At 64.8% G+C, this 18050-nt stretch carries 17 protein-coding genes; 14 read left to right on the top strand and 3 right to left on the bottom strand.

What is annotated here, in order from left to right; genetic code table 11:
* Positions 1-33 precede the first annotated feature (33 nt).
* Positions 34-1563 carry an FAD-dependent monooxygenase gene (locus EZ304_RS03370; RefSeq protein ID WP_142806269.1) on the bottom strand — a complete coding sequence of 510 codons (1530 nt, stop codon included), beginning with the start codon at positions 1561-1563 and terminating at the stop codon, positions 34-36.
* An 82-nt stretch (positions 1564-1645) separates the two neighbouring features.
* On the opposite strand from EZ304_RS03370, the gene EZ304_RS03375 reads away from it, so the two are divergent.
* From EZ304_RS03375 to EZ304_RS03385, 3 genes are all read left to right on the top strand, one after another.
* Positions 1646-2290: a TetR/AcrR family transcriptional regulator gene (locus EZ304_RS03375; RefSeq protein ID WP_142806270.1), complete on the top strand. Its 645-nt coding sequence runs from the start codon at positions 1646-1648 to the stop codon at positions 2288-2290.
* Between the two features lie 74 nt (positions 2291-2364).
* Positions 2365-4506, top strand: coding sequence for a TonB-dependent siderophore receptor (locus EZ304_RS03380; RefSeq protein WP_142806271.1), 2142 nt, complete (start codon positions 2365-2367; stop codon positions 4504-4506).
* Between the two features lie 162 nt (positions 4507-4668).
* Positions 4669-4869: a hypothetical protein gene (locus EZ304_RS03385; protein WP_142806272.1), complete on the top strand. Its 201-nt coding sequence runs from the start codon at positions 4669-4671 to the stop codon at positions 4867-4869.
* Between the two features lie 53 nt (positions 4870-4922).
* On the opposite strand, the gene EZ304_RS03390 is transcribed toward EZ304_RS03385, so the two are convergent.
* Positions 4923-5204 (bottom strand): hypothetical protein, encoded by a 282-nt coding sequence (locus tag EZ304_RS03390; RefSeq protein WP_010484816.1) that lies wholly within the window; start codon positions 5202-5204, stop codon positions 4923-4925.
* A gap of 212 nt (positions 5205-5416) precedes the next feature.
* Here EZ304_RS03390 and EZ304_RS03395 point away from each other — a divergent pair, with 212 nt between their 5' ends.
* From EZ304_RS03395 to EZ304_RS03430, 8 genes are all read left to right on the top strand, one after another.
* Positions 5417-6091 carry a response regulator transcription factor gene (locus EZ304_RS03395; protein WP_142806273.1) on the top strand — a complete coding sequence of 225 codons (675 nt, stop codon included), beginning with the start codon at positions 5417-5419 and terminating at the stop codon, positions 6089-6091.
* Positions 6091-7440 carry a sensor histidine kinase gene (locus tag EZ304_RS03400; RefSeq protein ID WP_142806274.1) on the top strand — a complete coding sequence of 450 codons (1350 nt, stop codon included), beginning with the start codon at positions 6091-6093 and terminating at the stop codon, positions 7438-7440. The genes EZ304_RS03395 and EZ304_RS03400 overlap by 1 nt, the downstream gene beginning before the upstream one ends.
* Before the next feature lie 317 nt (positions 7441-7757).
* Positions 7758-8180 (top strand): hypothetical protein, encoded by a 423-nt coding sequence (locus EZ304_RS03405; protein ID WP_260678226.1) that lies wholly within the window; start codon positions 7758-7760, stop codon positions 8178-8180.
* A gap of 135 nt (positions 8181-8315) precedes the next feature.
* Entirely contained in the window at positions 8316-9503 is a 1188-nt protein-coding gene (locus EZ304_RS03410; protein WP_142806275.1) for an efflux RND transporter periplasmic adaptor subunit, read from the top strand.
* A gap of 11 nt (positions 9504-9514) precedes the next feature.
* On the top strand, positions 9515-11467 hold the full coding sequence (locus EZ304_RS03415) for a MacB family efflux pump subunit (RefSeq protein WP_142806276.1): 1953 nt from the start codon (positions 9515-9517) through the stop codon (positions 11465-11467).
* A gap of 90 nt (positions 11468-11557) precedes the next feature.
* A complete protein-coding gene (locus tag EZ304_RS03420; RefSeq protein WP_099550977.1) occupies positions 11558-11944 on the top strand; it encodes a hypothetical protein in 387 nt (128 codons plus the stop codon).
* Positions 11945-11971: 27 nt separating this feature from the next.
* The gene (locus EZ304_RS03425) at positions 11972-12349 is read left to right on the top strand and encodes an EF-hand domain-containing protein (protein ID WP_099550976.1); all 378 of its coding nucleotides are present in this window, start codon (positions 11972-11974) and stop codon (positions 12347-12349) included.
* Positions 12350-12464: 115 nt separating this feature from the next.
* On the top strand, positions 12465-12662 hold the full coding sequence (locus tag EZ304_RS03430) for a hypothetical protein (RefSeq protein WP_080355030.1): 198 nt from the start codon (positions 12465-12467) through the stop codon (positions 12660-12662).
* Between the two features lie 86 nt (positions 12663-12748).
* On the opposite strand, the gene EZ304_RS03435 is transcribed toward EZ304_RS03430, so the two are convergent.
* Complete coding sequence (locus EZ304_RS03435) at positions 12749-13087, bottom strand: winged helix-turn-helix transcriptional regulator (protein WP_142806277.1); 339 nt, start codon at positions 13085-13087, stop codon at positions 12749-12751.
* A gap of 102 nt (positions 13088-13189) precedes the next feature.
* Between EZ304_RS03435 and EZ304_RS03440 the strand changes: the two genes are divergently transcribed.
* From EZ304_RS03440 to EZ304_RS03450, 3 genes are all read left to right on the top strand, one after another.
* Complete coding sequence (locus EZ304_RS03440; RefSeq protein ID WP_142806278.1) at positions 13190-14179, top strand: MDR family oxidoreductase; 990 nt, start codon at positions 13190-13192, stop codon at positions 14177-14179.
* A gap of 146 nt (positions 14180-14325) precedes the next feature.
* Complete coding sequence (locus tag EZ304_RS03445; RefSeq protein ID WP_142806279.1) at positions 14326-14646, top strand: hypothetical protein; 321 nt, start codon at positions 14326-14328, stop codon at positions 14644-14646.
* Between the two features lie 107 nt (positions 14647-14753).
* The gene (locus tag EZ304_RS03450) at positions 14754-17507 is read left to right on the top strand and encodes a UvrD-helicase domain-containing protein (protein ID WP_142808066.1); all 2754 of its coding nucleotides are present in this window, start codon (positions 14754-14756) and stop codon (positions 17505-17507) included.
* The last annotated feature ends 543 nt before the right edge of the window (positions 17508-18050 follow it).

An 18050-nucleotide genomic window follows, 5' to 3' on the forward strand; every position in this document is an offset into this window, starting at 1 on the left:
CAGCCCACATCGGCTGCGCCTCCACCCTGTGCGTCAGCCTGCTTCCGGCAGCCCGAACCCGCGCTGCAACGCTTGGCGCAACCCAGCCTGATCGCCTCCCGCATCGCAGGCCCACGCAACAACTCCATCAGGCCTCACCAACACCGCTCCCAGGCCCAGCGCATCTTCCGTCGCCGAGGCAATGCGGGTGAACGGCTGCCGCAAACGGTCGACGGGGTCGTACGAAGCGCCGTTCTCATCGAGCACAAGCAACACCCCCTGCCCCGTCCTCAGCACCTCCCCCATGCGGCGACCATCGGCCAGCAGGAAGTCCGGCACGCTGCGACCGACCAGTGGATGGCCATCGCCAAGATCGAGCTGCTGCGACACGCCCCAGACCCGTTCGGCCAGATAGGTAGCGCCATCGCGGGTGCCGGCCAGATCGGCCATCACCGCCGCCAACGCGCGCGAACCGGCGCCAGGACGCATCAATGCAACCTGCGCGCGCGACCAGTCCAGTACTCTGGCGCCCATCGGATGCCGTTCCGCGTGATAGCTATCCAGCAGCGCCGCGCGGGCATCACCACGTACCACACTGGCCAGTTTCCAGCCCAGGTTCATCGCATCACCGATGCCCAGATTCAGGCCCTGCCCTCCCAACGGGGAATGCACATGCGCAGCGTCGCCTGCCAGCAGCACGCGGCCGTTGCGATAGGCGCTGGCCTGGCGCGCGCCATCGGTCCAGGTGCTGTGCAGATGCAGCGCGGTGATGGTCACGTCGCGGGCAGACACACGCCGCAGCAGCGACTGCGCTTCGTCCAGCGCGAGAGGCTTTCGATGCCCGGCACCGCCATCGAAATCGGCAAGCGCGAGCACACCGGGTGGATTGAAATTGCACATGCCCTGCGCGGTGTACTGACGGCCCGGGGTCAGCACGCCGGGATCCTCCAGATCGACCAGTAGCGAATGACCGGTGAATTCGGGATCGGTGCCGATGAAACTGAAACCGCATTGCTTGCGGACCGTGCTACGGCCTCCGTCGCAACCTACCAGCCAGCGACCACGTACCACTCCGTCAGCGGTCTCTATCTCCACTTCGGTTGCACCGGCGCGCACCGCCTGTACCGCACGCCCGCGTTCGATGCGCACGCCCAGCCTGGTCGCACGTTCGGCCAGCACCGTTTCCAGGGCCTGCAGCTCCACCGCCATCTGGGTGCCCACCGGCGTCGGCAGGCGCCAGGTCCAGCGCGTGCGGTCGACGTCGTTCAACGCAAACGGAATGCCGGCGAAGTGGCCACCCAGCGCCCGCGGTTGCGCCAGCCAATGGGCGGTGCCGGGCGGCGGCGCGCCCTTGTCTGGCTTGATGACCTGTGTCGCGGCGACCGCGTCCAACAGGCCGCGCCGATCCAGTGCCTCCAGCGTGGGGGCGTTCAGGCCGCGCAGCCCGAATGGCAGGCGCTTCAGCGGCGAATCAGCGGATCCGGCCTGTTCCAGCACCAACACCGAACACCCGGCCTGGGCCAGTTCGCAGGACAGGAACAAGCCAACCGGGCCAGCACCGGCAATGACAACGTCGTACAGCATGGAGATTCCTTGTGAGCGTCGGGTCGGCGCTCTGGCTGGCCAAATGTTACACTCGGTGTACGTTTTCACAAGTGAACCGCCCATGACCTCGCCCCCTGGTCGTCGCGAACAACGCAAGGCCGAGACCCGACAAGCGATTTCGGACGTCGCCACCGAGCTGATCATCCGGCGCGGCTTCGAGGCCGTCTCCATGTCCGAGATCGCCGAAGCCGCGGGCGTCTCACGCAAGACGGTCTTCAACTACTTCGCCAGCAAGGAAGACCTGGTGTTCGATCGCGATGAGGAGGCGCGCATGCTGCTGCGCGAGGGCATGATGGCGCGCGGCGGCATGACCCCGCTCGCGGCCTTCCAGTCACTCGTTCGTGAGTTGCTGGAGGCCGGCCATCCGCTGCTGCGCATCAATACCGGCGCTGCCGCGTTCTGGGGCACCGTGGCCGAGAGCCCGGTACTGGTCGCGCACGCGCGACGGCTGCAGGCGCAGTTGACTGACGATCTGGCGCGATTGATGGCCGACGCTGTCGACCGGCCTGCACATGACGCCGAAGCGCGATTGGGCGCGGCCATGCTGCTGGCGTCGATGGTGGCGGCCTATGAGAAAGGACTGGCAAGCCAGCTTCAGCACGAGGACCCGCGCGAGCCCATGCTGCAGCTGATCGTGCGCGGTGCCACCGGGGTACTGGTGGCCCTGGCGGGCACCCCGTATACGGATCCCGGCGCGCGTCCATAGCGCATTCGGGGGATAGGTTTCGAAGTGTTGCAAATGCTAATCTTTCTCATTTGCAGACACATGACCTTCCCCCAATGCCCCTTTCCACGCCCCTGCAGCGCACCCTGTGCCTGGCACTGACCCTGCCCCTGGCCGCCCTTGCCCATGCTGCCGAGCCCTCGACTACCGCGCCCAAGGACCTGGACAAGGTCGAGGTCCGCGGACGTGCACAGACGCTGTATCGGGTAGACGATGCCGCGGTCGGTACCCGCACGGATACGCCGCTGGAACTGGTCCCGCAGTCGATCCAGGTCATCCCGCGTGAACTGATCGACGACCAGGCTGCGCGTCAGGTGACCGACCTCTATCGCAGCATCAGCGGCATCAGCTATTTCAGCTATGCCGGGGTGACCCTGCGAGGCTTCCGCCAGGAGAACGTGCTGTATGACGGTCTGCGCGGTGACCCGTATGCAGGATTTTCGGTGCCGCAGCTGTTCAACATCGAGCGCGTGGAAGTGCTGAAGGGGCCGGCAGGTGCACTGTATGGCGGGGGTGATGCGGGCGGTGTCATCAACTACGTGACCCGCAAACCGAAAGCCAGCGCCGAACGCCGCATCGAGGTCCAGCTGGGCGACAAGGACTTCCGTGCCGGATCGATCGAGGGTACCGGGCCATTGAATGCCGCCGGCAGCGTGCGCTATCGCGCCGGGCTCTATGCCGACAGTGAAAAGGGCGTGCGCTGGAACACCGACAGCGAGAGTGTGATCGGCGACGCCTCGCTGGCCTTCGACGTCGGCCAGACCGGCGAACTGGTGCTGCAGTTCACCGACATTACCCAGAACCTTGGCGGCAACCGTCTGCGCGGCGTGCCGGTCAACGATGCAGGCACGTTCCTGACCGACCGGCGCTGGAACCACAACGAGGCCAGCGACTTCCTCGACATGCGCGCCAAGGTGGCGCTGGCGCAGTACCGTTTCGCGCCGAGCGACACTCTGGACCTGGACTTCGCCGCCCGCTGGTTCAGCAACAACGAGCACCAGATGTACCACGAGCCGATGGGTCTGATCGATCGTGACCGCGATGGCGTGGCCGAATGGATGACCCGCCAGCTGCGCAACCAGATCCGTGACAACGAAGCATTCACTGCCAACGGCAATGCAGTCTGGCGGGTGACCACCGGCGCAGTTGAGCACAAGGTGCTGTTCGGCGCCGATGTGTACCAGCTGGATGCGGATTTCACCGCACAGACCGCCAACAGCGCTGACCTTGCGCGTGGTGCCGGGCCGGTGCGCGGCATCGACCTGTTCAATCCCGTGTACGGCGCCAGTACCTGGCACGACTACAACCTGGCTGCCCTGCCCTGGCGCAGCACGTCCACCCGCAGCAAGCGCTATGGCGGCTACCTGCAGGACGAACTGGCACTGGGCCCGCGCTGGCATGTGCTGGCCGGGCTGCGCTGGGATGGCTTCAAGGATGAGGATCGCATCACTGGCACGAGTGTGGATGGCAACGATCTCAGCTGGCGGCTGGGCAGCACGTTTACCGTGCGCGAGGGCCTGAATGTCTACGCCAACGTCGCCAGTGGTTTCGTGCCGCAGAGTGCCGCCAACCAGAACCCAGCCGCCGGCGGACCGTTCGATGCCGAACGCAGCAAGCAGTGGGAGGTGGGCCTGAAGTCCCTGCTGGCCGACCGTGTGACCTTGAACATGGCGGCCTACCGGATCGACCGCAGCAACATCGTGCAGGCCACCGGCGAGGTGATTGGTGGCGTGAACCAGTTGGCCGCGCTGGGCCTGGTACGCAGTACCGGCATGGAGCTGGACCTGTTGGCCGATCTCACCGAGCGCTGGGTGCTGAACCTGACCTACGCCTACAACGATGCGCGGGTGAAGGACGCCGGCCCGAATGGCATCGCCAACGCCTCCGGCGACCGCTTCGCCAATGCGCCGCGCAACAAGCTGGGCCTATGGACCCGCTACGACCTGCCGGCAATCAACTCCGCCATCGGCTTCGGAGCAGACCATGTGGGCGAGCGTGTCAGCCTGGATGGGCAGACCGTCAAGGCCTACACCGTGTTCGACATGAGCTGGAAGACCACGTGGAAGCAGTGGCAGTTCCAGGCCAACGTCAAGAACCTGTTCGACAAGGTGTACGCGGCCAGTGGCTTCATCGAACGCAACGGGCACTTCCCTGGCGAGCCCCGGCGGGTGTATGTGCAGGCGGCTTACAGCTTCTGAACGGAAGCACTTGTAGCGCTGAATCCACTGTCGGCAAGCAGATCGTTGCTTGGCACTGGTCCACGCGCGTCCGAAACCGTCGGCACTTCCAGTCACTTGTGCACGATCACCTCCGCCTGTAGCGTCGCCGTTGCCCAAGGAGGGCTATCAAAGGAGTGAAACATGAAGATGGGATTCAAGCTGTCTGTTGTTGTCACCGCCATTGCACTGACGCTTGGAATCGGCAGCGCGACCGCTCAACCCGACCGTTGCCGCCCTTGTTACGACGCCTATAGTGATTGCCTGGCTGCGGGCAAGGGCGAGAAGGTGTGTTATCGCGCGTTCGTCGCCTGCATGGCGAAGGGCAACTGCGGGCTCCCATAACAGGCTCGCAGAGCGCATCGAGGGGAGGTGGCAACCCACCCCCCCTCCCGGCGTCAGTGCGAGCAGGCCACCAGCATCGAGCGGGTCGCCATCTGGGTGGAGGTGAAGCCGTTCTTGTTGCCCACCGCGATGGCGTTGCCGTCGTCGCCATCCTTGCTGAAGACCACATAGCCGCCTGGGCACATCTGCCCGGCCTTTTCGTAGCAGCCACTCCAGGAGCTGGAGCCACTGCAGTCGATGGAGACGCCGCGCCGGCCATCGGGGGTAACGGTCATCCTGGCGGTGGTACAGCCACTCAGCGCGGCCACGAACAACAACGGAACAAACAACTTCATGGGTACTCCAAGGGGTTGGGGATCAGCGGAAGGGCGCCAAGGCTGGAGTGCCCGGATTGCGCGAACCTTGCGCCCATGCCCTCTTTCATGCGGCATCAGGGGCCTACGGGGCATCCGGACGGCACGCCATGTTCACGCAATGTTCCTGTAATACGGTGCCGGCGCGTGCCGAACCGCCCTGCCACGCCCCCCTTCCTGCGCAAGCCCTGCCGATGCACATCCTGCTGATTGAAGACGAGGCCGAACTGGCCGCCACCCTGAAGTCCGCCCTGCAGCGCGAGCGCTACGTGGTGGATCTGGCCAACACGCTGGCGCTGGCCCGCGAAGCAGCCCTGTACGGATCGCACGACCTGGTATTGCTGGACCGCACCCTGCCCGACGGCGATGGCTTGGGATTGATTTCGCTATTGCGTGAGCGCAACCCCGGGGTGCCGATCATCGTGCTGAGCGCGCTGGGGCAGCTGCCGGACCGCATCGCCGGCCTGGATGAGGGCGCGGACGACTATCTGGCCAAGCCCTTCGCACTCGAAGAGCTGTTCGCCCGCATCCGCGCTGCCGGGCGCCGCCCGAGCGGCATGCAGGTGGAACTGGTGAGCATCGGCCGGTTGGTGTTCGATCCGGCATCGGGCGAGGCCAGCGTGGGCGGGCAACGGCTGGAGCTGCCGCGCCGTGAGATACGTGTACTGGCCGCGTTGGCCCGGCGGCTGGGCCGCACCGTGCTGCGCGAGTCGATTGAAATGGCGGTGTATGGATTCGATGACGGCATCCATTCCAACACGCTCGATTCACATGTCTCGCGCCTTCGCCGCAAGCTGGCCGATGCCGAAGCAGGAGTAGAGATACACGCCATCCGCGGCGTCGGCTATCTGATGCGGGAAGCCAAGTAATGGCGCGTCGTCCATCGCTGAAGCGCCCGTTGATCGTCAAAACGCTGATCTATCAGCTGCTGGCGTTGCTGGTGGCGTTCTTCGCGCTGCTGATGGTGCTGATACGTGCCGACAGCGGTGGCTACTACACCATCCAGACCTTCGCGCCGGTGGCTGCCGACGCGGTGCACCGCGACCGCAATGGCGAACTGTACGTGCAGAACACGCCGGAACTGGCCGAACTGCTGAAGATCGTTCCCGGTGCATGGTTCATCGCCGAGGATGAGCACGGCCACCACGTAACGTTCGGGCCTGTGCCGCCGGCCTATGCCTCGCTGGTAGGCGCACTGGATGGCATTCCCTTTGGCGACCTGCGCGGGCGCGACCGCAGCGATGGCCTGGCCGTCGTGGTCCGCCAGCACAGCGGCCCGGCCGGCAAGCTGACCATCATGGCCCACGGCGAAACCGATACGCTGACCTGGCAGATGGCGCTGGCGGCACACATCATCACCCTGCCGATCTTCCTGCTGCTGGGCCTGGCCACCATCGTCCTGACGCCGGTCATCGTAAGACGAGCCCTGGCCGGGGTGGAGCGCATCGCGCAGGAAGCCCGCAACATCTCCGCCAGCCGCCGCGGTGTCCGCCTGACGGAAACCGCTATACCGGTAGAGATCGCTCCGTTGGTGACAGCGGTGAATGAGGCGCTGGACCGGCTGGACGAGGGACATGAACGGCAACGCCGCTTCATTGCCGCCGCCGCACATGAGCTGCGCACACCCATCGCGATTCTGGGGGTAAAGGTCGATGCGGCCGACGATGCCACCTCGCGCAGCCTGGCCGTGGAAGTGGCACGGTTGGCGACGCTGGCAGAGCAGCTGCTGGATCTGCACCGCATGGACGAGGACGGACCGAAGGAAACCATCAACCTGGCGCGGGTGGCCAAACGGGTGGCCGCTGATCTGGCGCCGCTGTTGATCCAGTCGGACAAGGCGGTAGCCGTGGCGGTGGAACCCCACTTCCCGGTGCTCGGCGAGACCGGCGCGGTGGAACGTGTGATCTCCAACCTGGTACTCAATGCTGCCGAACATGGCGGACGCCAGGTCGTCGTGCGCGTCCAGGGCAGCTGCCTGGAGGTTGAGGACGACGGCCCCGGCATACCCCTCGACCAGCGCGAACGCGTCTTCGAACCCTTCCAGCGGCTGAGACCGAGGCAGACCGGCGCGGGCCTGGGGCTGAACCTGGTGCGCCAGGTGATCGACCGCCACGGTGGCCGCGTCACGATTCTGGATGCGCCTGGCGGTGGTGCACTGATCCGTGTTGAGTTTCCTTTGCATCCAGGCGTGACCAGCGCGCCACCGCTGGAGCACTGAACACATCGCATGCACCTGTGTAACCGGCACCTGTCCATGCGTGGCCAGCAGCGAGGACAGGCAAGGTTGCGGCAATGTTCGCTGGACAGCATCGGGGGGTGGCACCTGCCGTGCCACCGCGTTCCGATCTGACAGGAAGCCTGCATGTGACCCAGGGAGCTCCTCCACCGTCCTCTTCCAGGCGCACTGTGCCACCACGGAGTTCGCCGGGACTTACCGCTGCCGCATGGAATCGCCGCCCGCGCGATGGCCGCGCGCCCGGCCTGCAACATTGGCCGCGTTGGCTGCGGGCAGTTCCTGATACCGAGCGCGCTGGCGTGCTGATACGGCTGTTCGGCGCTTTGTTCCTGCTGCTGCCCGGCGTTGCGCTTGCGGCTTCAACGTATCGGCATGCGAGCACAGCGGCGGCGGCGGCCGTGCTGTTGTTCGTTGGCTTGCACGCTGCGCTGCACGGGTTGGCGGCATGGCGCGCGGCAACCTCGCGCCCGACGCCACCACTGCTACGCGTCCTGGATGGACATGCCGCTGGGATAATGATTGCCAGTGCGCTCATGATCACCATCGGTGCAGGGATGACGAAGCTGCCTGGTCCAATGTTCTCCTGGTTGGTGGCCGGCGCGGCGAGTCAACTCTGCGGTGCGCGAATGCCAGGCCACCGCCTGCGCAATACGCTGCTGGTTCTCGGTAGCGCCCTGCAGTTCATCGCCGTGGCACTGCTCGCCCTTCTTGCCGCACGCTGACACAACGATAGTCCCGCAAGGTTCGCGCAACCCAGCGCATCGAGACTCGACGGCCAACCACGTCTGCCACGACAGACGTGTGTCTCTTCTGTCGCGAGGACCCCCGATGACCTGTCTTTTCTGGATGCTGCGCCGATGAGCGCCGTACCTCGCAAGCGCCGCCGTGCGCTCATCATTGCTGCCGGCCTTCTGTGCAGCGCGCTGATTATGCTTGCATGGTTGCGGCCCACGCCACCACCGCAACTCCAGGTTGCGCCGGTCGTTCGCGGCAACATCGAACAGGTGGTGGAAGCCACTGGCACGCTGAAGCCCTCGCGACTGGTAAGTGTTGGTGCGCAGGTTTCCGGCCGCATCGAGACCCTGCATGTGAAGCTGGGCGACAAGGTGAAGGCTGGCGATCCCATCGCCGATATCGACTCGCGAACACAGCGCAATGCACTGCTGAGCGCGCAGGCTGCACAGCGCACTGCGCGCGCCAACCGCGATGCACTGGCCACCGACCTGCGCCAGTTCGAGCTGGCCCTGCATCGGCAGCAGCAACTGGTGGCCACGCAACTGGTGGCCCGCGCCGACTTCGATGCGGCCAAGGCAAAGGTCGATGCCACCCGCGAACAGATCGCCGCACTGGAAGGAGAGATCGTGCAGCGGCAGACCGACGTGGATATCGCACAGACCAACCTGGAGTTCACCCGCATCACCGCGCCCACCGACGGCACCGTGCTGGCCGTGGTGGCACGCCAGGGGCAGACCGTGAACGCGGTACAGAGCGCACCGACCATCGTGATGCTGGGCAACCAGGACGTGATGACGGTATATGCTGAAATTTCCGAGGCAGATGTTGTGCACACGTCGGTTGGCCAGGAAGCGTTCTTCACCATCCTGGGAGACAGTGGCCGACGCTACAGCAGCAGGCTGCGCGACATCGCACCGGCACCCGAATCGATCACCCGGGAAGATGCCTCCGGCCTGGCTTCTCCCGCGACCGCCGGTGGCAGCCGCACGGCCATGTACTACAACGGGCAGTTCGACGTGTCCAATGCAGATGGCCGCCTGCGCAGCTACATGACCGCACAGGTGCGCATCGTGCTGGGGCATGCGAAAGGCGTACTGATCATTCCTTCGGCAGCGCTGGGTGCACGTGCCGCCGATGGCCGCTACAGCGTGCAGGTTCGCGGCAAAGATGGCCACCCAGCCCCACGGAGCATCACCACCGGGCTGGACGACCAGATCAACGTGGAAGTGCGTAGCGGCCTGCAGGAAGGCGAGCAGGTGGTGCTGGCCCAGACCGGCGATGCTGCCGCCTCAGTTCCCGCACAGCCATGACGGGCAAAGAAATGGACGCACCGCTGCTGCGCGTGCGCGGCATCCGCCGCGAGTTCGCGGCCGGCGAACAGACCCTGGTCGTGCTCGATGGCATCGACCTGGATATCCGTGCCGGTGAGCTGGTGGCCATCGTCGGCCAGTCCGGCTCGGGCAAGTCCACGCTGATGAACATTCTCGGCTGCCTGGATCGCCCTTCTGCGGGCCAGTACCAGATCGGCGGGCGCGAAACCGCACGGATGTCGCCCGATGAACTCGCCGAACTACGCCGCGAGCACTTCGGCTTCATCTTCCAGCGCTACCACCTGCTGACCGATCTGACCGCACTGGGCAATGTGGAAGTGCCCGCGATCTATGCGGGGATGCCGGCCAACGCGCGCCACGCCCGGGCGGGCGAACTGCTGGCGCGGCTGGGCCTGGGTGAGCGCCTGCGACATCTGCCGGGCGAACTGTCAGGCGGCCAGCAGCAGCGCGTTTCGATTGCGCGCGCACTGATGAACGGCGGCGCTGTGATATTCGCCGATGAACCCACGGGTGCACTGGACACACACTCCGGCAAGGAGGTGATGAAGATCCTCGGCGAACTGCATGCCGAGGGCCATACCGTGGTGCTGGTAACGCATGACATGGCCGTGGCCGAGCATGCCCAGCGCATCATCGAAATCCGCGACGGCCGGATTGTCGATGATCGTGCCACGGGCAGGGGCCCGGCCACAGAAGCGCCAGTAGAGGCCCTGCCGCTGCGCGGCCATGGCAGCGGCCTCCAGGCGATGCGTGACCGCTTCGCAGAGGCGTTCCGGATGGCCCTGCGCGCAATGAATGCGCACCGCATGCGCACCTTCCTGACCATGCTCGGCATCATCATCGGCATTGCGTCGGTCGTGTCGGTCGTGGCGCTGGGCACCGGGGCGCGGCAGGCCATCCTGTCCAACATCTCATCGCTGGGCACCAACACCATCGAGATCTATCCCGGATCCGGTTTTGGCGACCTGCATTCGGCACGCGTGGAAACGCTCACCCCCGGCGACAGCGTGGCTCTGGCCCGGCAGCCGTTCGTGGACAGTGCCACGCCCGGAGTGGCTACCAGCGGAACCGCCCTGCGCGCCAACCGCTCGGCCAGCGTGCAGGTGCAGGGCGTCAGCGAGCAGTACTTCCGCGTACATGGCCTGAAGCTTGGCGAAGGCGCCTTCTTCGGGCCACCCGCCGTGGCCGGCTACCAGCAGGTGGTGGTGATCGACGCCAATACCCGCGCCCGCTTCTTCGCTGCGGCGGACAATCCCATCGGCCAGAGCCTGCTGCTGGGCAACGTGCCGGTACGCGTGGTGGGCGTGGTGAAGAAGGACGCCGGTGCGGCCGGCGATGCCTCGCTGCTGCGGGTGTGGCTGCCCTACACCACCACCATGGCGCGCATGCTCGGGCAGCGGCATGTTTCCAGCATCACCGTGCGCGTCTCCGATGCGATCAGCATGCAAGCGGCCGAGCAGGCCATCGCACGGTTGCTGACGCGGCGCCACGGCAGCACCGACTTCTACATGAGCAACAACGCGCAGATCCGTGAATCCATCGAACAGACCACCGGCATCCTGACCATGATGATCAGCTCCATCGCCGCCATCGCACTGGTGGTGGGCGGGATCGGCGTGATGAACATCATGCTGGTCTCGGTGACCGAGCGCACCCGCGAGATCGGCGTACGCATGGCGGTGGGCGCGCGTCGCAGTGACATCCTGCAGCAGTTCCTGATCGAATCGGTGCTGGTGTGCCTGCTCGGTGGCGTGCTCGGCATCGGCGTGGCCCTGGCGCTGGGTGCCGCATTGGCGTTGGCCAACGTGGGCTTCAGCCTGGTGTTCTCCGTCCACTCGATTCTGGCCGCCTTCGCCTGTTCCAGCCTGATTGGTATTGGCTTCGGCTTCCTGCCCGCACGCCGCGCCGCCCAGCTGGATCCAGTGGAGGCTCTGGTTCGATAGCCACAGCATCTGCCAGCAGTGACGGCAGGTTCGCGCAATGTCTGCGCGGTCTACTGCAGCTACCCACAATGTCTGCACAGGAGCCGGACGATGTTTCTGAAACCAGGAAGAACCGCATTACTGCTGGCAGCAACCGTACAACTGGTTGTGCTGTTGCCCTACTCCGGCGACGCCCATGCGCAACGAGGCGATCGCTACGCCCCGCAGTGGAACCAGGACTACCGTGATCGCGATCGTGATGCCTGGGAGCGGCGCGAACGTGAGCGGGAACGCGAGCGCCGGCACGACGCCAAGACCGCCGGCGTGGTGGTGGGCGTGGTTGGTGCAGCAGTGGTGGCCGGCGTGATTGCCGCTGCTGCCAAGCGCGAACGGGAAGTCCGCGAGCGCGCCGACTACTGCATGAACCGCTATGGCAACTACGACCGCCGCAACGATACCTATCGCGGCGCCGACGGCTACACCTATCCCTGCCGCTGATTGACCCTCAACAAGGACAAACACCCCATGACCAGAACTGCTCTGTTGATTGCCCTGTGCGCTGCCCCATTGCTTGCCGGGGCCGCACCGGCCGACCCGAAACAGGCCTACATCGATTCCACGTTCACCGCGATGGATACCAACAACGACGGACGCGTCGACAAGGCCGAGTACACGAGGTTCCAGCAGGGACGCTTCAGCAAGCAGGCCGATTCGATCGACGCCGCGTTCACTGCCATGGACAAGAACAAAGACGGCAGGATCAGCAAGGAGGAAGCCACCGTGGTGCCGGAGATCGCGAAGTACTTTGCGGGCCTGGACACCGATGGTGACGGCTATCTGTCGCTGAAGGAGATGCAGCAGGCCATGGTTGCCGCACAGACTGCAGATACGCCAACAAAGTAGATTCAGGGCCAGGCACTGAAGATGGATGCTGATCCGGGCGCGGTGCGGGTTGAATGCACCCTCTTCCCGCGTTAGCCTCCGAGGTGCCCAAGGAGGGCTATCAACGGAGTGAAGCATGAAGATTGGATTCAAGCTGTCTGTTGCTATTGCGGCTGCTGCACTGACCCTGGGAATCGGCAGTGCCTCCGCGCAGTCCCGCTGTACCCCGTGCTACACCGCCTACGATGCATGCCTGGCGGCGGGTAATGGCGAAAACGTCTGTTACCCGGCGTTCGCCCGTTGCCTGAGAAACAGCGGCTGCACCATCCCGTAAGTCACGCGTTGCCGTGACGTGTGCCGGCCCCCATCCGGGGGCTGGCATTGGCATGCGCCAGATTCGATGCCCAGTCCGCAATCAACTCAGGAAGAACGCTGGAAACCGCGATAGGTTTCACCCCACTCGCGCATGGCCAGCAGTACCGGCACCAGCGTGCGCCCGAATTCGGAAAGCTCGTACTCCACCTTCGGCGGCACTTCCGGGTACACGTGGCGGATCACCACGCCGTCAGCCTCCAGTTCCCGCAACTGGCTGGTCAGCATGGACTGTGTGGCGTTGGGCACACGCCGCGTCAGCTCCATGAAGCGTCGCTTGCCTGTCATCAGGTGAAACAGAATGATCGGCTTCCACACGCCGCCCATGACCGACAGCGTGACTTCCACCGCGCAACCGCTCTTGCCGTCCCAACGCCTGCTACGCATGCATACTCCGGAAAACCATAGTACCTACGGAAAATCATCGTTCTTGTTGCGATAGTGGTGCGAGCCTAGCATGGGCTCATCCACTGAACGTGAGACCGCACCATGAGTTTCAAGGCACTGCTGACCCGCAAGACCAACGACGGCGTATCCACGGAGCTGGTCGATTTCGATGAAGCCAACCTGATGGATGGCGACGTGCTGGTGCAGGTCGAGTACTCCACGCTGAACTACAAGGACGCGCTGGCCCTCACCGGCACGCGCCCGGTGATCCGGACGTTCCCGTTGATCCCTGGCATCGATCTGGCTGGCGTGGTGCTGGAATCGGGCAATGCCGGTTTCCAACCCGGTGACCGCGTGGTGTTGAACGGCTGGGATCTCAGCATGGGCCACCACGGCGGCCTCGCCCAGCGTGCCCGTGTTCGCGGCGAATGGCTCAACAGGATTCCCGCCAACCTGAGCACCCGCGACGCCATGGCCATCGGCACCGCCGGCTACACCGCGATGCTGTGCGTGCTGGCATTGGAAGATGCCGGTGTGACGCCCGGGGAGGGCGATGTGCTGGTCACCGGCGCCAACGGCGGCGTCGGCTCGATCGCGGTGGCGATCCTGTCCAAGCTGGGCTATCGCGTGGTGGCCGCAACCGGGCGCCCCGAACACGCCGGGTATCTGCACAGCCTGGGCGCCGCCGAGATCATCGACCGCGCGCAGCTTTCAGAACCGCGCGAGCGGCCGGTGAGTGCCGAGCGCTGGGCCGGTGTGATCGATGTGGCAGGCGGTCCCACCCTCGTCAACGCCATTGCCGAAACGAAGTGCCGCGGCGCGGTGGCCGCCTGCGGGCTGGCGCAGAGTGATGAGCTGCATGGCTCGGTGCTGCCCTTCATTCTCCGCAACGTAACGCTTGCCGGCGTGGATTCGGTGAATGCGCCGCAGGCCGTCCGCCAGCGTGCATGGGACCGGCTTGCCACCGACCTGGACCCGCAGAAGCTGGAAAGCACCGTACAGTTGATCGGGCTTGCCGGGGTGCTGGACGTCTACGACCAGATCATTCCGGGCAAGGTGCGCGGGCGGATTGTGGTGGATGTGAATGCGTGAGCGGATCGTCTGGATCAACTGCAGTTGATGCAGCTCCCATGCTGCGGCGAATGGTGAACACGCGGTGAAACGACGCGGGCGGCGGTGACCTCAAGCCAACGCCGCTCGCATACGCTCGGGTTCCCATCGCCGCCTGGACACCCGACATGCCAATGACCGCGTTCGCACTTGCCGCTGCGCTTTCGGGCCTGCCCGACATCACCTGGGAGCGCGAGCGCGCCGAGGATGCGCACCAGCTCACGCTGTGCCAGATCCATCGTGATGCGCTGAAGCAGAACGAGGGCAAGGACGATGCCTATCCGCGTGCCAAGGCGGTCTGCGATCTGCTGGCACGCGAGTACAAGGACAAGTGGGATTTCGATGCACAGGATGCCCTGGCCGCTTCGGCGGTGGATCTGGATGAGCTGATCCGGCGCGGAGATGTAGTCGAAGTACCGCCCACGAAGCAGGATCGCGCCTACGAGTGACGCCGTGCCTGCAGGCAAGGCCGCACGCATCGTCAAGGGCCCTTATCATGTGGGCTTGGGGGCCCAATACGCCCTATTGACGCTTGCAAGGCAGTATCTGGATGTCTATGGAATGGTGCCCCTCGGGCTGGGGCCGACGCGTGACCCGTTCGCCTCATTGGTCGCTGCGGCTTGATGGCGAGCATGTTGAACTCAGTGTCTCCGGCCAGCAGTACCGGCTGCGCGTGGATGATGATCAGCGGGTGCAGATCCATCCAGGGATCTTCTGGTCACGGGTCGAGCTGCAGACCGGCGATGCTGCTGGGCTGTGCGTAGACGGGCTCCCCAATGGACAAGCGTCCCGGCTTGCGGCTGAGCTGCAACACGTGCTCTTTGTGCGCACCACGCGAGGGCGCAAGGCCCTGTTCGACACGATTCTGGAGCAGGTCCAGTCGTGGCTGAACGACGCGGACGCCCTCATTGACCGAGGCAATGCCGGCCGCCGCTGGATCACCCACGAACAGCAGCAGGCGCTGCTGGCTGAGCGTTGCGCCCTGCCCCTGCAGCCGCCGGAGCTGGAGCAGCTGTTCCGCGATGAAAACGTGCATGAAGACCTGCGCGCGGACAGCCATCGTGCAGCGCTGGACGCCCTGCGCGACTGGAACCTGGATTGGTCCGCTGCCTGGGCCGAAGCCAATGAGGCCATGACCCGGCGCGAGCTGGCGTTGGCCAAGGACTTCCTGGACCGGGTCGAGAGCAAGCCGCTGACCGAAGAACAGGCCCGCGCCGTCATCTGCCTCGACAACCGGGTGCAGGTCGTAGCCGCGGCCGGTTCCGGCAAGACCTCCACCATGGTCGCCAAGGCCGCTTATGCCATTGATCGGGGCTTTGTCGAACCCGAACGCATCGTGATGCTCGCCTTCAACAAGGACGCTGCCAAGGAGCTGGAGGAGCGCGCGCAGCGATCCTTCGATCGGCTCGGCATGGGCGACACCGTGGTTGAGGCGCGGACCTTCCACGCCCTGGGCCTGGCCATCATCGCCAAAGCCACCGGGCGCAAGCCCGATATCCCGGAATGGACCACTGACGCCACATTGGGCTTCAACAAGCTGGCCGAACTGGTGGACGACCTGAAGGACCGCTCGACCTACTTCCGCACCCAATGGGACATGTTCCGCCTGGTGTTCGGGCGCGACTTGCCGCCACTCGGTGCGGAAATGGAGGCCGACGGCTACGACCGCGATGGCACGCCCTACATCCGCGCCCTGCAGGGTGAGCGGGTGAAGAGCCTGGAAGAGTGCGTCATCGCTGACTGGCTGTTCTACAACGGCGTGACGTACGACTACGAGCGGCGCTACGAATTCGATACGGCCACCGACACCCATCGCCAGTATCGCCCCGACTTCTATTACCCGGACGCCGGGCTGTATCACGAACACTTTGCGCTGGATGCCGATGGCCAGCCGCCGGCGCATTTCGCCCATTACGCCGAGGGCATGCACTGGAAGCGCCAGCAGCATGCGGCACGCGGCACCGCCCTTGTCGAGACCACCTCGTTTGGTCTTCGCAGTGGATACGCCCTGCAGGATCTTGCGGAGAGGCTTGGCGGGTCGGGTGTCGAACTCGACCCCAACCCCGACCGCGAGCTACCCGAGCAGGGCGCAAAGCCGATGCCGGACGCGGACCTGATCGGGCTGATGCGCACATTCATTGCCCACGCAAAGAGCAATTGCCTGACGCTGGATGACATGGCCGAGCGCCTGCGGCAGATGCCCGAAGATCAGTTCAAGGAACGGCATCGGCGCTTCCTGGAAATCGCCAGCCCTGTTTTCCAGGCTTGGGACAACGCACTGGCTGACGAGCACGGCATCGATTTCGAAGACATGCTCAACATGGCGGCCGGACTGCTGGAGCAGGGCCGCTATGAATCGCCCTACGAACTGGTGATGGCCGACGAATTCCAGGATGCCTCGCGTGCCCGCGCCCGGCTCTGCCGCGCCTTGGTCAGCAAACCAGGGCGCTACCTGTTTGCGGTAGGCGATGACTGGCAGTCGATCAATCGCTTCGCCGGCGCCGACGTCTCAGTGATGACCGGATTCCGCGAATGGATGGGCCAGGGCCAGGTGCTGAAGCTGGAGCAGACATTCCGCTGCCCGCAGGCGCTCTGCGATGCGTCCAGCCGCTTCATCAGCCGGAATCCAGCGCAGATTGCCAAGGCGGTTCATTCGGCTGCACCGGCGCTGGGCCCGGTGTTGCAGGCGTTCCAGATGAACCGACGCGAAGAAATGCAGGATGGTGTTCGCCAGTACCTCGCCAGACTGCATCAGCAGTTGTTGTCCGGGGCCTTGCCGCAGGGACGCTACGGACGCGTGACGGTGTTTATCCTGGGGCGCTACCGCGCGGATCGCAGCACAGTACCTTCAGACTGGAAGACTGCGTTCGGCAGCACGATGGACGTCGAGTTCCTGACCGCACATCGATCTAAGGGACGCGAGGCGGATTATGTGATTCTGCCCGGGATCGTCCACCGAGGCTTCCCGAGCCTGCGATCGGATGATCCGGTGCTTTCATTGGCGATGCCGGATGGAGACAGCTACCCATTGAGCGAAGAGCGGCGGTTGTTCTATGTGGCGCTGACGCGTGCGCGACGGTCGGTAGCCATGTTCACCCTGCAGGGCAAGCACTCGCCGTTCCTGGATGAGCTGGTGAAGGACCGGGCAGTGGAAGTTACCGCTATTTCAGGCGTGGCCATCCATGAAGAGCGCTGCCCGGTGTGCAAGGTGGGCGTGTTCGTGGACCGCAATGGACCGCATGGAGTGTTCCGGTCGTGCTCGAGCTACCCGTTGTGCCATAACAAGCCGAAGGGTGCGCGTCGGGGATGAATGCATCCCGCTCCCTCCACATATGCCTGTCTGCATCAGGGCACACAGGCACCGTCTCGGTTTCGCCCCCGGCATGATGCGCGCCATGGCCTTTCCGGAAACGAAAAAGCCCCGGCAGGACCGGGGCTTTTGTCTGGATGGTGGCGAGGCTGCAGGGTATCGCAAGGTCCCCACACGTCCTCGCCGCGTCTTATTACGGGATAATGCAGCCATTCAGACGCAAGCATTGCATATAGTTCCGGGTACAGATGCTCAAGTCTGTACCCGACGCCTCGCATGCAATGTATTGGACCTCGCAGACGGAACAAGGGCCGGGGGCTTTCGCCGTGGCGCTGCCGATTCCAAAGGTCAACGCACAGGCCGCAACAGCAACAGAAAGCTTGAATCCAATCTTCATGCCATGACTCCGTTGGTCGCCCTCCTTGGGCATCCGAAGCCTAGCGCGGGTGTCTGGCACATTCAAATTTCCTGCCGCCAGCGTCAGCGCTTGGGCACCTGGAACGATTACCGTCCTTGAATGAAGCAATTCCCTGCAGCCAGAGG

Origin of the sequence: Stenotrophomonas maltophilia (genome assembly GCF_006974125.1) — a bacterium.
GTDB lineage: Bacteria > Pseudomonadota > Gammaproteobacteria > Xanthomonadales > Xanthomonadaceae > Stenotrophomonas > Stenotrophomonas maltophilia_O.